Raw genomic sequence first — 15,731 nt, 5'->3', positions numbered from 1 at the left:
ATTTTCCCGGTAACAAAAAAGCCGCCCTTGCAGGCGGCAGGTTACAAACTTCGGGACACTTTGTCTCGAAGCGTTTATGCAAAGGCGTCTGGATCGTCGATGTCATCATAGTTGAGGATGTCCTCGTCCTCTTCCGTGAGTGCATCGTCCGGCACAGTCACCTCATACATCGTACACGCCTCGTTCAGCCCGGGCCGCCTGCGGCGGTTAATGAGCCTGTCGAGGTCAAAAGCGTTTTTCTGTTTATCGGCCTCCGCCGTATAGCGGTAGTTCGGATGCCGTTTCAGATCATACTTGGGAGAGAAGAACGGGGGCAGGCCCCGAAGCTGCAAAATACATTTGTCTCCCGGCATGGTTGCAAGCTCGGCTGGGGTCATTAGTTCCCGGCCCAGCCGCTGGGTATTTTGACTGTAGCTTTCCGACTGACCACGGGAGCGGCTGTCGGTCTGCATACTGATTGTGGCTTTTCCCAGCCAGTTCTCGGAGATTTCCTTGATAGTGCTGGCTTCGCGGCCACCGAGGAACACCACGCTGTCCATGTTGCCGAGGATTGTCTCGGCGTGCTTATCGTAAATGGCCTTGCACTGTGCCAACTGCTGATACAGCAGGCAAAGACTCACCTCGCGGGAGCGGATAACCGCGACCAGCTTTTCGAGCTGGGGCACCTGTCCCGTGTTGGCTGCCTCGTCCCACAGCACCCGTACATGGTGCGGCAGGCGGCCACCGTGAATATTGTCCGCCCGTTCACACAGGAGGTTGAACATCTGCGAAAAAGCAAGCGCCACTAAAAAGTTGTAGGTCTGCGTGGTATCGGAAATAATGAAGAATACCGCCGTTTTCCGATCTCCGATGCGGTCAAGCTCCAATTCGTCATAGGCCATGACTTCACGAAGCTGCGGGATGTCAAAGGGAGCCAGCCGCGCACCGCAGGAAATTAAAATGCTTTTTGCCGTCTTGCCGCTGGCCAATTTGTACTTTTTATACTGTTTGACCGCGAAGCAATCCGGCTTGCGCTTTTCAAGCCCGGCAAACATATAGTCCACCGCGTTCATAAAGTCCTCGTCATCCTCCTTGACCTCCATGCCGGAAATCATATCCACAAGGGTATTCATGTTCCGATCCTCGGCAGGCCCCTCGAAAATGATGTAGGCAATCAGAGCGCAGTATAAAAGCGTTTCCGATTTCGTCCAGAATGGATCGCCTTCCTTGCCTTCGCCCTTGGTGTTGGAAATGAGGGCATCCACGAATTTCAGAATATCGGCCTCATTGCGGATATACGCCAGCGGGTTATAGTGCATGGATTTTGAAAAATCTATGCTGTTGAATACCTTGATTTTGTACCCGCGTTTTTGCAGGAAAGCTCCGACCTGTCCCAGCACACCGCCTTTGGGATCGACCACCACATAAGAGGAATGAGCCTGTAAAAGCTGGGGCGTGAGCCAGAAGCGGGTTTTGCCGGAGCCGGACGAGCCGATAATGCAGCAATTCAGGTTTCGGGCATTTGCGGGGATTTTCGGGCGGGTGTTCATCGTGAGAAACTCCGTCCCGGTCAAAATCACGTTGTTTTCAAACCTTGGATCAACAAACGGTTTGATGTCTTTTTCCGTTCCCCACCGAGCGCTGCCGTATTCTGCATCCCGCCGAAACTTCTTAGCGTTCTTGCTTTTGAAATAGATCAGCAGCCGGAAACCAACTGCGCCTACAATACCGACAAGCCAATCCAGCGGAGCAAGACCGGGTGCAAAGTCAGCAAAGGCCGGGCCAATCGTCTGGCCCAGCCCGATGAGCTTATGTGCAAAATCGTTCCCCGCCGCCAGCCGGTAGGCCGTTCCCAGCTTGAGGAACGCCCACAGGATGAACAGATAGGGAATGTTCGGAATGAGATATTTTCTGATCTTATCTGTCCTCATGGGCCACCTCCTTTGCACGTTCTTTCTGCTTCGGCTTTTCTTTGGAAAGCTGATCTGCCGCCTGTTGCAGTTGTTCCCGGATGGGAACACGGTTCGATTTTGCTTTGCTTAACACCTTCCGGGAATACTCAGAAAAGCAGGCGGTCATTGCGTCTGCCTGTCCAGCCTTGAAAAACAGCAGGTATTTGTCCGGCCCGGTTTTATAGAACGCATAGTCCACATTCCATTTCCGGGCCACGCGGTCAAAGGACTTGGCATCCCCGGATAGCTCAATGCTGTTGGTGGCTGTACCGTGGGCCATGAGCTTTCGCACACTTTGTTTTCCATGCGGTACTTGGCGCCCACGGTATGCCTTGCGGATCTTCCGGCCCACCATGCCCAGCACATACGCCAGTCCCCGCGCCGTCAGCTTGGTTGTTTTTACGGATATGGCTATCGTGCGCCGGGAAATATCTTCATCAATCAGTTACACCGCCTCCTTCCTTGGGACAATTTGTCTCGAAGTACCGTCACCGATCCCCACGGTCTTTTTTCTGCATTTGACGGTAGCCCTCCAAAGAAGAACCGTCTATGATTTCCTGATAGGCCGCCATTTGCTCCCGAATAGAGAGCTTCGGGAAAGAGAACACCTTATGCTCCTTGGGAATATCCTGCAAGCCGTGATACACTTCCACGAAATGATCGCTTTCTTTGACAACATAGCCGCCCGGGGCAAAATGGCCGTTTTCGTGGATGCAGGCATCCCGGCCATACGCCTCATAATCGAAATACGGTTTTACCTGATCCGGCACATCCAACATTTCCAGATCGTCCACATAAATACGCCCCAGCGTTTCCTCATCGGATACGCCGGGGTAAAAGCCGTAACAGTCCAGATTTTGTGTCAGATTGATGATGTCCCGCACCGAAGAACAGTGATCGCCGCTGTCGAGGACGGCCTCCAGTGTTTCCAGCTCCGATGAGGTAAGCTCGGAAAGCAGGCAGGCCAGATGATTAAGCTCGTCCAGATTTTCATACTCGCTCAAATGGTCATAGAGCCCCAGCACATCCCCATCGAAAGAGGTAATAAAAATTTCCTGATAGCGGACGCCATCCACGCCGATCCGTTTCAAGAGAGCCTCCACATCCTGGGCGGTTGTGGGAAATTTCAGTGTTTCACCCACAAGCTGGCCCTCGCTGTACTTTCCGGCGTTGGTAACGTAGGCTTCAAACAGGGTCGCCATCAGCGACGGCCCTGCCCCTTGACGGTCAGGATACCCTCAAGGGTTGTTGCCGTAATTCCCAGCCGCTGGGCCACGGCAATATCATTTTTCATGGATTCGGTCATACTGTGCCCGCAGACAACCAGCACATGAGAACGGCGGAGCAGGTCACGGCTCATGTCGATGCCGCTTTTATGCTCCTCGGGAACAGCATCGTTGAGAAACAGGGGCAAGTACAAAGGCGGACAAACAGGAGAAAAGCCTGCCTCATACACGGTGCGGCAATACTGCGCCGCCAGTTCTGCGTTTTCGCTATCGCCGCCGAGCCATGCAGCGGTGATATAAGCAAGGGGTCGTTTCATCGTTCATACCTCCGATATTTTAATAAGAAAGTTCAACCCAAACCCCACGCCCTTTCCCAGTCTTGGGAAAGGGGGCGGCTCTGAAGGATATACCCCCGCCGCTTGCCGGGGAAATAGCACAGCCGGGGCAGACCGTCAAGGGCGAGCCGCCGAAAACGGCGGTGCGCTGCACCCTTGACGGCCCACTCCCGGCTGTACTAAAAAACAGGCGGCGACGGGGGATATATACCACCAGAGCCTCTGCGCGAGGTCGGGGCCCTCGGGACAAAGTGTCTCGAAGTTGTTACTTGTCAAGTTCCTGCTTTTTCGGGGCTTTTGCCAGCTCCGGCGGCTGTTTTTCTTTCCAGTCATCCAGCAGGGACATAATCTGTTCTTTCATTTTGGCGGGAGTGACCTCCTTGCCAAAATACTTTTCCAGTTCCGCAGTAGAAATAATCACGCCTCGATCCTCCTTTTTCTGTTCTGATAAGATGCCGTCAATGACATCGCCGTTGAGCTTGCCTTCCTTATCCAGCTCCCGGAGCCGTTTAGCTTGGGCCAGCGAGGGCGAAGCCTGCTCCCCGTCAATGGAAACAGCAATAAGCCTCTGATTTTTCGGTTTGATGTAGGACAGTTCCACGGCAGGCATAAAGCCCATCTTTTTATCGTCTACCTTATCCAGAAGCTCCGGCACAAGGGAGTTGAGTCGCAAGTAGCGCATGACCTTTTTATAGTTCATCTCATGCGCCTCGCCCACAATCTCAACCGAGCGTTTTCCAACATCGCCTTCCGCAACGCCTTTCAGCCGCCCGCCCTGATGCTTAATGTCCTCAACCTCAAGTTCCAGCAGCGCGGCCAATTCACTGGGGAGCATCCCGTCACGCTGCTTGTTGCTGTCCTTCATGGCCTGCACCGCTTCGTGGTCGGTCATTTCACGGACAATAAAGGGCATTTCCTTCAGCCCCGCCAGTTCACTGCCGTGGGTACGGCGATGGCCCGCTACAATTTCATAGCCGTTTCCGTCTTTCTCCGGGCGGGCAAGACCGGGAACCATTACACCGTTTACGCGGATAGAAGCCACGATTTCCTGCATCTTCACATCGTCCCGTACCTTAAAGGGGTGCGGACGGAATGTGTGAAACGGATGAACCTCGGAAAGTTTCAGATAAACCAGCTTGCCTTCCTCAACCGGGCGGGGCGGTGTAGTCGGCTCGGGAGCCGTCTGTTCCACAGCAGCAGTTTCCTTCAGTGCCGTATCCTGTGCGGGCTTAATGGGCTCCTTGGCATCCGGGGCCTTTCCATCGCTTCGGGACACTTTGTCTCGTTTGGACGGCTTGGGCTTGTCAGGGGCCGCCTTATCCGCCTTGGGTGGGCGGCCCTTGCGGGCCCCAGCCGATTTCTCCGCTTTCTGATTTTCAGTCGCAGCCTTTTCCGCTTTCGGCGGACGGCCACGGCGCGACTTTTTCGGCTCCTCCGTATTGGCGGGCTGCGGTGTTTCTCCGGGGGCTGCCGCCTCCGGCGTTTCGGGCGTTTCCGCCTTTTCGACTTCGGCGCGGGCGTTCTGCCTCTTTTCCGCCATAAGCTCATTGATTTTGTCAAAGGACACAACCACATCGCCGGGCTCAGGTATGGTAGGCCCGGTCTGTTCCCGCCGGGGCTCAGACGCTGCGGCCTGTTCGGGTGTGGTGATAGGCCCGGCGCCCTCCGGGGAAGTATTCTCCGCAGGGCCTGTGTTCAGTTTTTCATCGGCCATTTACGATCCTCCTTTTCGTTAAAGTTGCACAAATTTGAACGCTAAAATTTTGTAGTTATTTTTGTGCCTCCTTTCCGTCTATCCACGCAAAAAAGCCGCCCGTTTTTCATGCCGGACGGCTTTTTGCGTAATGTGATAGATCAAATATTATTTTTTCTGATTTGTAGGCTCCGAAAAGCCTTGTATTTACAGTGTTCCTAATAGGAAGTAATCATATGATATAAGTATACAAACGTTTGTTCGTTAAAAAAGTAATTCATGGAGGAAATGGTGATGAAAAAATTAAGTCATTTTGTAATCATTATGGTCTTGTTTTGTTTGTTTGGAGCAAGTATCAAAGCAGTTGAGAATAGATTTCCAAACAATGCTAAATTTACACGTGGGGTAGGAAACACCTGCTTCTGGGTTTCTAGTTCAGCATCGAAATATAAAGCATCCATTCGTACACGTGCACAAAATTGGATGTATACTGGATATGATAACAAAATTTATATGACTGAGGTATCAAGTAATTATGCGACACATATGGATTTCTATGCAAAATCATCGGATAGTGTTATTAAAGGCAAGGTACTTGGTTATACAGCTTACTATGATGATAATGGTAACAGGTTAAGCCCATTAGGAAAAGGGCCTTCAAAAAATTATTTTTATACAGAGATAATTTTAAAGACTTCAGTACCGACAAATGATAATAAGGGAACCATTGCACATGAAATGGGGCATGCTTTTGGACTTGCTCATACAGAAACTTCAAAGGCGAGGCTGATGTGGCATGATACCAGCAGAACTAGAATAACACCTGCTAAACAAGAAAATGATATAATAAATTACTTATATAAATGATGGAGGGCTAAACGAATGAAAAAAACATTTTGCTTTATACTGACTGCCCTGCTTCTTACTGGATGCAGTACAATAACAGAAAAAGAAAGCACACCTAAAAACAATAAAAATGTATCAGAAGAAACATATACAGCGTCTACCTATATTACAAAGGATATGAAAAAAAAGGCGGGAGAAGCCTCATCTATTACTGCAGAAACCATAAGTAAAACAATAGGTGAATGGTCAGAAGATGCTGATTTAGTCGTCTTAGCTACTGTAATCTCGATTGATGAAGCTAAAACTGTATTAGCAAGCGGAATAACGGATGAGCTTGGCTTTACCTTTAGTACAATTCTTGTTCAACAAACCTATAAAGGTGAGGATATGAATGGGAAAACATTGAAAACATTGAAGCAGGGAGGAATTCTCACACAGGCACAAATCGAGCAGGCAAGTGACCCTGAGGCTGTTAAAAAACACGAATATCTGAGAAAGAAAAATGGCGGTGAGGATCCTGCTAATATTTATGTTAATACAAATTTAGAAAATGATGTAATGCTGGAAGAAGGAAAAACATATCTGCTGCTACTGAATTATGTTAAAGAAGAAGACCGTTATGAAATTCTAGGATTAAATAATTGTACAAGAGAAGCGCAGATACCGCAAACACGAACAATTAGACAACGTGACTTCAAAAAGGATGAAATTAAGTTAAAGAACTATGATACACAGGTGTTTGAATCCTTAGACAGTGTTTTATCTCAAATTCGATAAATCAATTACTATTAGTACGACGATATCTGCATTACAGCGACTTTATATACTGGATACGTATCCCGAAAAAGCAAAAAGCTACCTGCATGAATTGAGCGAAATCATGAAACAGGGGAAAGGACAGCATGGTATCGAAATGAATACTATTTACATCACACACCTTATTCTGAAGGGGAATATTAAAAGGCAGACGATAAAGACAAAAAAGGGATGGATTACATTTTCTGAGGCTGTGCAACGGTATCGAGGGCATATACGAAAATTTGAGTTGCTGAACAGCTTCATCTGGTATCCGTTTGTACTCGTTTTAATGTATGCTTACCCTATAAAGCTTTCTTTCTGCATATTTTTGATCCTGCTTCCATTTATCTTACTCTATTTTGTTACCTGGATTGGCGTATCAACAGGATATCTACAGACGAATGATTTACAGTATGACAAGACAAGCAAATGACAATGTGTGTGTTAAAAGCCTGTTGATCATCATAAGGTCTGTTTTTTGTAAAGAAAGTCAGGATGGATAGCTCATTGCGAAAGAGTGATTAAAAAACAATAAGTGATAAGCTATGAATAAAGATAACACATATATACACAATCATTTAGAAACAGGGAATTAGCTTGTGCTGCAGCATTTCCTGTTTTTTTCTTTCGTTATACAAACAGAGCCACGTTACAGAAAATTTTTTATCTCAAAATGACCGAATGATACCTGTAGCATACCGCTTGTCCCAGAATCCTTTCTTTTTTTTTCGATTATGCTATTGTATATATAACGCACGAAGGATAGAAATCATACCTGAATGTATCTATAAAGGAAGTTCCCCTCTATCCTGTGTGCTTTACCATATACACGGTATCAAAACACAAGGCAACACGCCATGCCACAGGGAGGATCCTATGAAACAATATACCATACTGATAATTGATGACAGCAGAGAACAGGCACAGGTAATCAAAAAGAAGATAGAAGCCCTGCATCCTGCCTTTCAGGCAGATATCGCCAATGATGCAAGCTATGCATGCAAGGGTACCTATGATGCCTATCTCAGCGATATGATGATGCCGGTTCACTCCGGTATTGAAATCGGAAATATGATTTATAAAAAAAATCCGGATGCAATCATTATTCTCATGTCCTCACTGGATAATTTTGCTATTGAGCGCACCCAGCAGTTCTCCGCATTTGCCTTTCTTCCAAAATCGAAGATGGATCAGGAGCTGTCCCCGCTGCTTCAGCGTCTGGAACGCCGCCTGAACTATGTCAATATGCGCATCCATGTCAAAGCAGGGAACACAAGCATCGCCATACCGATTTATAAAATCCATAAGGTCAGCGTTGTGAAAAAGCAGCTCTGTCTGGACATGGGGGATCAGGTCTATACCTGTGATATGTCAATGGAGGATTTTCAGCGCATATACGATGATTGCTTTGTCTGTCCGAAGAAGAATCTGTTAATCAATCCATCCTGCGGCTATTACTATGAGGCAGAGCATACCCTGCAGCTGAAGGATGAGGCTGTTCGTGTAAGTCTGCTGAAACGGAAGGAATTTAAGGAGAAATACTGGAAATATTATCATACCATGATGTAAGCAGCTGTTCATATATAAGAAATAATACAAGCAGATGCTAATGCTCAAAAGAGCCTGCATGCTGAAATTACCAATAAATATTATAAATAAGGGAAGCTTTAAAATCATTGCAGTCGTCAATGAAAGAGGCTTCCTTTTTCGAATGCAGGACAGCTTTTGAAAAATCTTATGCTATGGTACAATTCACCTTATGCGCTTTTGCAAACAATTCCACTGTTTAAAACTCTGCAAACCTCTGCGCAGTCTTTTACTCTTTTATGAAAGCGCTTTTTGCATTACACTGTAGGTGGATAGAAACAGCGCGATACATGAGGGGAACAGCATTCCTCATGATCAACAAAAAGGAGTATGGAAATGATTTGGGAAGACTTAGATAAAAATTTGATTCACCTACAGGCAGATGCACAGCATGCCAATGATATTTTTGATCAGCTGGGTGGCTGCTTTGTAAAGGAGGGCTACAGCAGAAGCGATTATGTGAAGGCCCTGAAACAAAGAGAAGCACAGTTTCCAACCGGATTGGATATCAATGGATTCGGTGTCGCAATACCGCATACGGATGCCGGCTATGTACTGCATGAAACCGAAGGAATCATGACATTAAAACAGCCGGTAACGTTCATTCAAATGGGCAGTGATGATACACAGGTGGCGGTGAAGGTTGTCTTCATGCTGGCGATTGCGGATCCCAAAAACCACATAAAGAAGCTGCAGCAGATTCTGCGTATCATACAGGACAGCGCCGTACTGGAGAAGATTTACCAGGCTTCCAGTGCTGACGAGGTCATAGATATAGTAAAACAGAAGGAAATAGAAATAGGAGGAGAAAACTTATGAAATCAGTAAACATTCTATCAATCTGTGGTTCAGGAACTGTCACCAGCAGCATGGTGGCCGCAAAGCTGAAGGATCGCCTGTCAGAACATGGCTATCAGGTAAGTGCTACCGAGGCAAAGCCAACCGAGGCTTTAAATCTGGCACAGTCAAAACGCTTTGATATTATCGCACACACCTCCCCGCTTCCTAGGGGAGATTACGGGATTCCCTGCGTCAATGCCTTTGCCTGCATTACAGGGATGGGAGAAGACAAATTCTTTGAGGACTTCCTAAAGGCACTGCAGTCAATAGGGAAATAAGCATCAGACTTTGCAGTACACAACAGTATAAATTATAAAGGAGAGATTACGTATGGTTATATTAGAATTTCTGAAATCGATGATCGACAACTTTGGGGCTGCGATTATCGTCCCGATCATCATCGGCATCATCGCCTTATTCTTCCGTGTTAAACCGCAGAAGGCCTTCCTTTCCGCTTTATATGCCGGAGTATCTCTGGAGGGAATTTCCCTGATGGTTGGTGCATTTACACCGATCATCACACCGCTGGTAAAGAATATGGCAGATGCCATGGTCAATATCACAGGTGTAAACCTGAATGTATTCGATGTCGGCTGGCAGGCAACCAGTCTGGTCGCATTCTCGACAAGTGCCGGTATGATCTATCTTGGGCTTGGTATCGTATTACAGACGGTGCTGTTTCTGATCAAATGGACAAAATGCTTCCAGCCGTCTGATTTATGGAACAACTATTCCTACATGGTATGGGGAGCCATGGTAATCTTTGCGACAGACAACTTTGCGCTGGGAATCGCATGTATGGTGCTGCTGAACCTGTATTCCCTGCTGATTTCCGATATGCTGGCTAAGCGCTGGTCTACGTATTATCAGTATCCAAACTGTACCATCATCGCGATGCATAACATTGAGCCTGGAATCTTTGCTATTGTTTTCGATCCGATTTTGAATGCCATTGGGTTTAATAAGCTGAAGCTGAATCCGCAGACGATCCAGCAGAAAATCGGATTCATGGGGGAACCGATGACCATCGGCTTTATATTGGGCGGTATTATCGGTATTCTGGGGAATCTATCTAATCTTGGTACTATGGCAGGCTGGGGCTCTGTGCTGACTGCCGCTGTCGCTACAGCTGCGGTTATGGCCATCTTCCCGAAAATTACCGGCTTCTTTGCACAGGCATTTGCACCAATTACCGAGGGTGCCCGTAAATTCATGGGGAATACCGGAGATCGTGAATGGTATATCGCTGTCAATGATGCTGTCGGATATGGCGAGCCTGCAACGCTGACCTGTGGTCTGCTGCTGATGCCGGTCATGGTACTGATTGCCTTCTTCCTGCCTGGTAACCAGACACTGCCGGTTGTCGATCTGGTCGCAATTCCTTATATGGTAGAGGGTCTTGTAGCCGTATTCAATGGAAATATGGCAAAGGTTATCGTAACCGGAGCTATCTGGTTCAGTATCGGTTTACTGATGTGTACGTATACAGCACCATTGTTTACCGAGGTTGCCAAGGGCGCAGGCTATGCAATTCCGGCAGGGGCAGCGATGATTACCAGCTTTAATATTCTTGGAAAACCGCTGATGGGGCTGATATTCCTCGCGTTCCTGAGCGGAAGTCCGTTATGGATCGGTGTTGCCGTCGTAGCATATGTGGTCTGCTATGCCGGATATCGCATGAAACAGAAATCCGTAGAGGATTATCTGGAAACACAGGCATTGAAAAACGCAGAAGCGGAGGCGTAGCGCATGAAAATAGATGTAGAGCAATTCCGTAAGCCGTGTGCCTGCGGAAGAACACATGAAATTGTTGTAGATGACATGATTATTGAGAAGGGCGCCATTCAGCGCCTTCCTTCCATCATGAAGAATTATTATAGTGAATACAAGAGAATCGCTATGCTGTGTGACGATCATACGTATGCGGCTGCCGGAAAGCTTGTGGAGGAGTTGCTTCCGGGTATCATAACCATACAGCTGAATTCTGAACATCTGCATGCGGATGAGCATGGAGTGGAGGCTGCACAGAAGCAGCTGGACCGCTATGAGGGGATTGACTTCCTTATTGCGGCAGGCTCCGGAACGATTCATGATATTACCCGGTATCATGCCTATGAGAAAAAGCTTCCGTTTCTGAGTATTCCAACTGCCGCAAGTGTAGACGGCTACGTTTCCACTGTTGCCGCGATGACATGGCACGGCTTCAAGAAAAGCTTTACGGCGGTATCACCCCGCTTTGTGCTGGCAGACAGTGAAATCTTTTCAAAAGCGCCGCTTCGTTTAACGGCAAGCGGTGTCGGTGATTTGCTGGGAAAATTTACAGCGCTGTGTGACTGGAAAATCGCACATGCAGTTACCGGGGAATATATCTGCGATACCGTTGTAGATATGGAATACAAGGTGCTAAAGGATTTGTGTGATAATCTGGAAGGTATCCAAAGCGGAGATTTAGCCGCTTATGAAAATTTGATGTATGGATTGCTGCTGAGCGGCATTGCAATGCAGATGATTGGAAACTCCCGCCCGGCATCCGGTGCGGAGCATCATATGTCGCATTTGTGGGAGATGTCCGCAATCAATAAGCCGATTGATTTCTATCACGGAGAAAAGGTCGGTGTCGGACTGTGCCTGGCTACAGCTGTGTATAAAAAAGCAGAACAGAGGCTTCGTGCAGACGGCTATCAGGTCAAAGACCATATGGAGCTGGAAACGGAGTTTATCAAAACGCATATCATCAGTCCTGTTTTACAGGAGGAGATTCTAAAGGAAAACACACCGAATCTGCTGGAGGATATACAGGGAGCTAAGCTGAAGGAAAAGGAAGCGGATATTCTGGCAATTCTGGCAGAGCTGCCGGATGCGGAAACGATAACTGGATGGATGAAAAAGGTACATGGTTTGACAACCATGCAGGAGCTGACACTGGATGAAGCATTGAAAGCGACAACACAGCGTCTGAGTCCATATGTCCGCCAGCGTCTGACCTTCATGCGGCTGTTAAAATTCTACGATTTCTATGATGAAATCACAGAAGGGTAGGGATCGATATGCTGGAAGAATTGAAGCAGCGTGTTCTGGAGGCTAATGTTTTGTTACCAAAGCATGGACTCATCACCTTTACCTGGGGAAATGTATCCGGAATCGACCGGGAACAGGGCATCGTGGCTATTAAACCGAGCGGTGTGGAGTATGAGCATATGACATATGCAGATATTGTGCTGTGTGATCTGGATGGAAACGTGGTGGAAGGAAAGCTGAAGCCAAGCAGTGATCTGATGACACATCTTGAATTTTATAAGAATTTCCCCAATATTGGCGGGGCAGTGCATACACACTCCCGCTGGGCAACTGCCTTTGCGCAGGCGGGACGGGCAATTCCTGCCTTAGGGACAACGCAGGCAGATTACTTCTATGGGGATATTCCATGCACCAGGTTGATGAGCGAAGCGGAAATCCATGGGGAATATGAGCTGGAAACTGGACGTGTTATCGTAGAAACCTTCACAAAGGAAAATTTGAATCCAGACAATATGCCGGGCGTGCTTGTGCACAGTCATGGGCCTTTCGCATGGGGAAAAGACCCCTTTGAAGCAGTGCATAACGCTGTGGTGATGGAAGAATGTGCAGCGATGGCATTTGTGAGTGTCATGCTGCAAAATAACACGGTACAACCGATGCAGCAGGTTTTACTCGATAAGCATTTCAAGCGAAAGCACGGGCCGAATGCCTATTACGGGCAATAGCTTTTGTACAACATATTAAGGATGGATATTATGATACGAGATAAGGAACAAATTCAGGAAGCGATGAAGCCTATACGGGCATTTATTCTGGATATGGATGGAACGATTTATTTAGGGAATGAATTGTTCCCCTATACCCGCCGCTTTCTGGATTCGGTAAAGCAAAGCGAAAGAGCGTATTATTTCTTTACAAACAACTCCTCAAAGGATGTCATGACGTATATTGATAAGCTGCATACCATGGGAATCGATATCGATAAACAGCAGATGATGATCTCCACACATGTCATTCTGCGCTGGCTAAAGGAGCATCATGATGGAAAAAGCGTGTATGTGGTAGGGACACCTGCACTGCTTGCGGAGTTCAAACTGCATGGCTGGACGATGGATGAAGAGCATCCGGATATCGTCATTCTCGGCTTCGATACAACACTGACCTATGACAAGCTGTCAAAGGCGTGTCATTTCATACGGGAGGGAGCAGCCTATTATGGAATCAATCCGGATTTGAATTGTCCGATGGAAAATGATACCTTTATACCAGACTGCGGAAGCATGGCAAAGCTCATCGAAGCAAGCACCGGGCGTTATCCGGAGTTCTTCGGAAAGCCAAGTCCGAAAACTCTGGAGTACATCATACAGGAAACCGGTTTTGCGGCAGAACAGATCGCTATTATCGGGGATCGTTTGTATACGGATATCGCTGTGGCAGATCACAGTGCAGTTACAAGTATTCTGGTGATGAGCGGAGAAACAAAGGAAGCGGATATTGACAAGAGCGAAGTGAAGCCAGATATCGTGATAGAAAATATTGGTGCTCTGGCGGAATTGTTATAGATGTACTTATGGCATATGAAAGAAGCGTCCTGGTAGAAAAAGGACGCTTTTTACTGTCTATGATATTGCATATGGCTTTACGTTCTTTGTAAATAGTATTTATCCTTTTTAACATCAAAAAGGCAGTAACAAGGTCTAGAAAATTGAAATATGCCTATAGTAGTAATGGAGGCTGAATTTATAAGGTATACGGTGACATCTACGATTAAATGAAAAAATCCAAGCCGCAATGGCTATCACTTTACCGGCTGGTACACGGATTCCGCATGTAAAAAGAAAATAACCGGTATTCGTAAGGTGACAACGGGAAATAAGGTGATTTATGCAGGCTGGAGAAAATAAGCATGGAATAAGAAAAAGGAGTGCGAGCTGCACTTCTTTTCTGTTTCTGAATACCTGTGTTTTTGAAATGATAACGATAAGCGTTATTTATTTCATATGAACAAATACATTATATGTAAAGACGTTCTATCCGTGGAGAAGCTGCTGTTTATGAACATGTGTGTCATGAGGACGGACGGCGTTGTGAAAATTCATGCTATGTATGAAGGTGACTAAAATGCCATCAATGCTGTCACAAAACTTTCAGATGGAGGATTTTATATAAAAAAACGGGTCTGCCTGATTGAAAGGTTAGAGCCCGTTATGCGTTTATTTAATGGTGGAGGCTGAGGGGCTCGAACCCCCGACCCTCTGCTTGTAAGGCAGACGCTCTCCCAACTGAGCTAAGCCTCCATCGACGATATTTATAATATCATAAAAGACCTTATAATGCAAATTATTTTTTAAAATTCTTAATAAAATTGATTAGCTTCCTTATCATACACGATGAATGCTTTTCATTTTAATATGTCTCTGCTGTATCTTCCATTTCTTTCCTTAATCAGAATGCAGAAATATTTCTTCTTGACCTATTATCATAATTTCATTTGTATGCATTTAAGAAACGTAACCGAAATTACATGATCTTATCCATGTTATATGACGTATGTATATACCACTCTTTTTATTCTGCCTTCAGCTTTCAACAAAAAGGACTCTGATAATAAATTATGTAAATCATCATGTTTAAATCTTCAGAATTATGTTCACGATCAGGAATCAGTTAAAGACTGCAACAGCATGGCTTTTCATGGCGTTTAGACAAATACGAAATATTGTATAAAGAACTTATTTCAAACCCGCATATAAATTATTGACGAAACGTCATTTTTGCAATATCCTTTTCATCGGTTAGAAAAAATGACGAATAGTCATCATGCGGAACTGGAGAGAATGCATATGAAAAGCAAGGTACTTCTGAACAAGAGTGAAAAAAAGAAGCGTATTGAAATAGCTGCCCTAAAGCTATTTTCCTGTCATGATGTCAACAAGATCTCCATCGATCAGATTGTCCAGGAAGCAGGAGTCGCAAAGGGAACGTTTTATTTGTACTTCCATGATAAGGTGCAGCTGATCAACCATCTGATTGTCAAGGAAAGCTCGTCCATCATCAATGAGGCATTACAGGAAGCCAAACGTCAGAATATCGACGATAAAATTGACGAACTGATTTTTCTCATTGATCATGTGATCGCTTATTTCCGAATGCATCCGGAGGTCATCAACATCATTCAGAAGAACCTTTCCTGGAATCTTGTCGGAGGAAAGCTGAGGGAGGGTGAAAATTATGAGGTGGCTGCACATATGAACAGCTATTGTGATTTTCTGGAAACCATCGGATACACCCGCCGGGAGGCATATCAGCTGCTGTTCATGATTTTGGAGCTTGTTTCAACACTCTGCTACACCTCCATCATTCTGCATCAGCCGGATGATATTGAACAGTTGAAGCCGATGCTGTTTACCACGATTCGCAAAATGATCGAACGATCATAAACAAGATTGGAGATGAA

16 protein-coding genes, 1 tRNA gene and 1 pseudogene are annotated in these 15,731 nt (G+C 46.2%); 12 read left to right on the top strand and 6 right to left on the bottom strand.

Annotation, left to right across the window (positions count from 1 at the left end; translation table 11 throughout):
• Positions 1–74 precede the first annotated feature (74 nt).
• The 5 genes from GKZ87_16420 to GKZ87_16400 form a co-directional block, all read right to left on the bottom strand.
• Entirely contained in the window at positions 75–1,910 is a 1,836-nt protein-coding gene (locus tag GKZ87_16420) for a TraM recognition domain-containing protein (GenBank protein QSI26956.1), read from the bottom strand.
• Positions 1,897–2,295, bottom strand: a complete 399-nt coding sequence (locus tag GKZ87_16415) for a DUF3801 domain-containing protein (protein ID QSI26955.1) — start codon at positions 2,293–2,295, stop codon at positions 1,897–1,899. Before GKZ87_16415 ends, GKZ87_16420 begins: the two co-directional genes overlap by 14 nt.
• Positions 2,296–2,419: 124 nt before the next feature.
• Entirely contained in the window at positions 2,420–3,133 is a 714-nt protein-coding gene (locus GKZ87_16410) for an antirestriction protein ArdA (protein ID QSI26954.1), read from the bottom strand.
• Complete coding sequence (locus tag GKZ87_16405; GenBank protein ID QSI26953.1) at positions 3,133–3,474, bottom strand: hypothetical protein; 342 nt, start codon at positions 3,472–3,474, stop codon at positions 3,133–3,135. Before GKZ87_16405 ends, GKZ87_16410 begins: the two co-directional genes overlap by 1 nt.
• Before the next feature lie 283 nt (positions 3,475–3,757).
• Positions 3,758–5,206: a ParB/RepB/Spo0J family partition protein gene (locus GKZ87_16400; GenBank protein QSI26952.1), complete on the bottom strand. Its 1,449-nt coding sequence runs from the start codon at positions 5,204–5,206 to the stop codon at positions 3,758–3,760.
• Between the two features lie 273 nt (positions 5,207–5,479).
• On the opposite strand from GKZ87_16400, the gene GKZ87_16395 reads away from it, so the two are divergent.
• From GKZ87_16395 to GKZ87_16345, 11 genes and pseudogenes are all read left to right on the top strand, one after another.
• Complete coding sequence (locus GKZ87_16395; GenBank protein QSI26951.1) at positions 5,480–6,052, top strand: hypothetical protein; 573 nt, start codon at positions 5,480–5,482, stop codon at positions 6,050–6,052.
• A 15-nt stretch (positions 6,053–6,067) separates the two neighbouring features.
• Positions 6,068–6,808 (top strand): hypothetical protein, encoded by a 741-nt coding sequence (locus GKZ87_16390; GenBank protein QSI26950.1) that lies wholly within the window; start codon positions 6,068–6,070, stop codon positions 6,806–6,808.
• A 103-nt stretch (positions 6,809–6,911) separates the two neighbouring features.
• The gene (locus GKZ87_16385; GenBank protein QSI26949.1) at positions 6,912–7,262 is read left to right on the top strand and encodes a hypothetical protein; all 351 of its coding nucleotides are present in this window, start codon (positions 6,912–6,914) and stop codon (positions 7,260–7,262) included.
• A gap of 443 nt (positions 7,263–7,705) precedes the next feature.
• Complete coding sequence (locus tag GKZ87_16380) at positions 7,706–8,398, top strand: response regulator (GenBank protein QSI26948.1); 693 nt, start codon at positions 7,706–7,708, stop codon at positions 8,396–8,398.
• 354 nt (positions 8,399–8,752) lie between these two features.
• Positions 8,753–9,235 (top strand): PTS sugar transporter subunit IIA, encoded by a 483-nt coding sequence (locus GKZ87_16375; protein ID QSI26947.1) that lies wholly within the window; start codon positions 8,753–8,755, stop codon positions 9,233–9,235.
• Positions 9,232–9,534 (top strand): PTS fructose transporter subunit IIB, encoded by a 303-nt coding sequence (locus GKZ87_16370; protein QSI26946.1) that lies wholly within the window; start codon positions 9,232–9,234, stop codon positions 9,532–9,534. The genes GKZ87_16375 and GKZ87_16370 overlap by 4 nt, the downstream gene beginning before the upstream one ends.
• A 52-nt stretch (positions 9,535–9,586) precedes the next feature.
• Positions 9,587–11,002: a PTS galactitol transporter subunit IIC gene (locus tag GKZ87_16365; protein ID QSI26945.1), complete on the top strand. Its 1,416-nt coding sequence runs from the start codon at positions 9,587–9,589 to the stop codon at positions 11,000–11,002.
• 3 nt (positions 11,003–11,005) lie between these two features.
• On the top strand, positions 11,006–12,295 hold the full coding sequence (locus tag GKZ87_16360; protein ID QSI26944.1) for an iron-containing alcohol dehydrogenase: 1,290 nt from the start codon (positions 11,006–11,008) through the stop codon (positions 12,293–12,295).
• 8 nt (positions 12,296–12,303) lie between these two features.
• A complete protein-coding gene (araD, locus tag GKZ87_16355; protein QSI26943.1) occupies positions 12,304–12,999 on the top strand; it encodes an L-ribulose-5-phosphate 4-epimerase AraD in 696 nt (231 codons plus the stop codon).
• A 30-nt stretch (positions 13,000–13,029) separates the two neighbouring features.
• The gene (locus GKZ87_16350; protein QSI26942.1) at positions 13,030–13,836 is read left to right on the top strand and encodes an HAD-IIA family hydrolase; all 807 of its coding nucleotides are present in this window, start codon (positions 13,030–13,032) and stop codon (positions 13,834–13,836) included.
• A 150-nt stretch (positions 13,837–13,986) separates the two neighbouring features.
• A pseudogene (locus GKZ87_16345) lies at positions 13,987–14,178 on the top strand (hypothetical protein).
• A 317-nt stretch (positions 14,179–14,495) separates the two neighbouring features.
• Here the strand turns inward: GKZ87_16345 and GKZ87_16340 are convergent.
• Positions 14,496–14,571: transfer RNA gene (locus GKZ87_16340), tRNA-Val, on the bottom strand.
• 546 nt (positions 14,572–15,117) lie between these two features.
• Here GKZ87_16340 and GKZ87_16335 point away from each other — a divergent pair.
• Complete coding sequence (locus tag GKZ87_16335; protein ID QSI26941.1) at positions 15,118–15,714, top strand: TetR family transcriptional regulator; 597 nt, start codon at positions 15,118–15,120, stop codon at positions 15,712–15,714.
• Positions 15,715–15,731: the final 17 nt, after the last annotated feature.

This window comes from Erysipelotrichaceae bacterium 66202529, assembly GCA_017161075.1.
In the GTDB taxonomy this organism is placed as follows: Bacteria; Bacillota_I; Bacilli_A; order Erysipelotrichales; family Erysipelotrichaceae; genus Clostridium_AQ.
The sequence above is the reverse complement of the archived record's forward strand: the minus strand, read 5'-3'. Positions and strand labels throughout refer to the sequence as shown.

Bases quoted from the DNA above. Each gene is read 5' to 3' on its own strand.
- GKZ87_16395 (QSI26951.1), top strand. From the start codon at position 5,480: ATGAAAAAATTAAGTCATTTTGTAATCATTATGGTCTTGTTTTGTTTG.
- GKZ87_16405 (QSI26953.1), bottom strand. From the start codon at position 3,474: ATGAAACGACCCCTTGCTTATATCACCGCTGCATGGCTCGGCGGCGAT.
- araD (QSI26943.1), top strand. From the start codon at position 12,304: ATGCTGGAAGAATTGAAGCAGCGTGTTCTGGAGGCTAATGTTTTGTTA.
- GKZ87_16380 (QSI26948.1), top strand. From the start codon at position 7,706: ATGAAACAATATACCATACTGATAATTGATGACAGCAGAGAACAGGCA.
- GKZ87_16385 (QSI26949.1), top strand. From the start codon at position 6,912: ATGAAACAGGGGAAAGGACAGCATGGTATCGAAATGAATACTATTTAC.
- GKZ87_16420 (QSI26956.1), bottom strand. From the start codon at position 1,910: ATGAGGACAGATAAGATCAGAAAATATCTCATTCCGAACATTCCCTAT.
- GKZ87_16335 (QSI26941.1), top strand. From the start codon at position 15,118: ATGAAAAGCAAGGTACTTCTGAACAAGAGTGAAAAAAAGAAGCGTATT.
- GKZ87_16400 (QSI26952.1), bottom strand. From the start codon at position 5,206: ATGGCCGATGAAAAACTGAACACAGGCCCTGCGGAGAATACTTCCCCG.
- GKZ87_16375 (QSI26947.1), top strand. From the start codon at position 8,753: ATGATTTGGGAAGACTTAGATAAAAATTTGATTCACCTACAGGCAGAT.
- GKZ87_16370 (QSI26946.1), top strand. From the start codon at position 9,232: ATGAAATCAGTAAACATTCTATCAATCTGTGGTTCAGGAACTGTCACC.
- GKZ87_16350 (QSI26942.1), top strand. From the start codon at position 13,030: ATGATACGAGATAAGGAACAAATTCAGGAAGCGATGAAGCCTATACGG.
- GKZ87_16360 (QSI26944.1), top strand. From the start codon at position 11,006: ATGAAAATAGATGTAGAGCAATTCCGTAAGCCGTGTGCCTGCGGAAGA.
- GKZ87_16365 (QSI26945.1), top strand. From the start codon at position 9,587: ATGGTTATATTAGAATTTCTGAAATCGATGATCGACAACTTTGGGGCT.
- GKZ87_16390 (QSI26950.1), top strand. From the start codon at position 6,068: ATGAAAAAAACATTTTGCTTTATACTGACTGCCCTGCTTCTTACTGGA.
- GKZ87_16410 (QSI26954.1), bottom strand. From the start codon at position 3,133: ATGGCGACCCTGTTTGAAGCCTACGTTACCAACGCCGGAAAGTACAGC.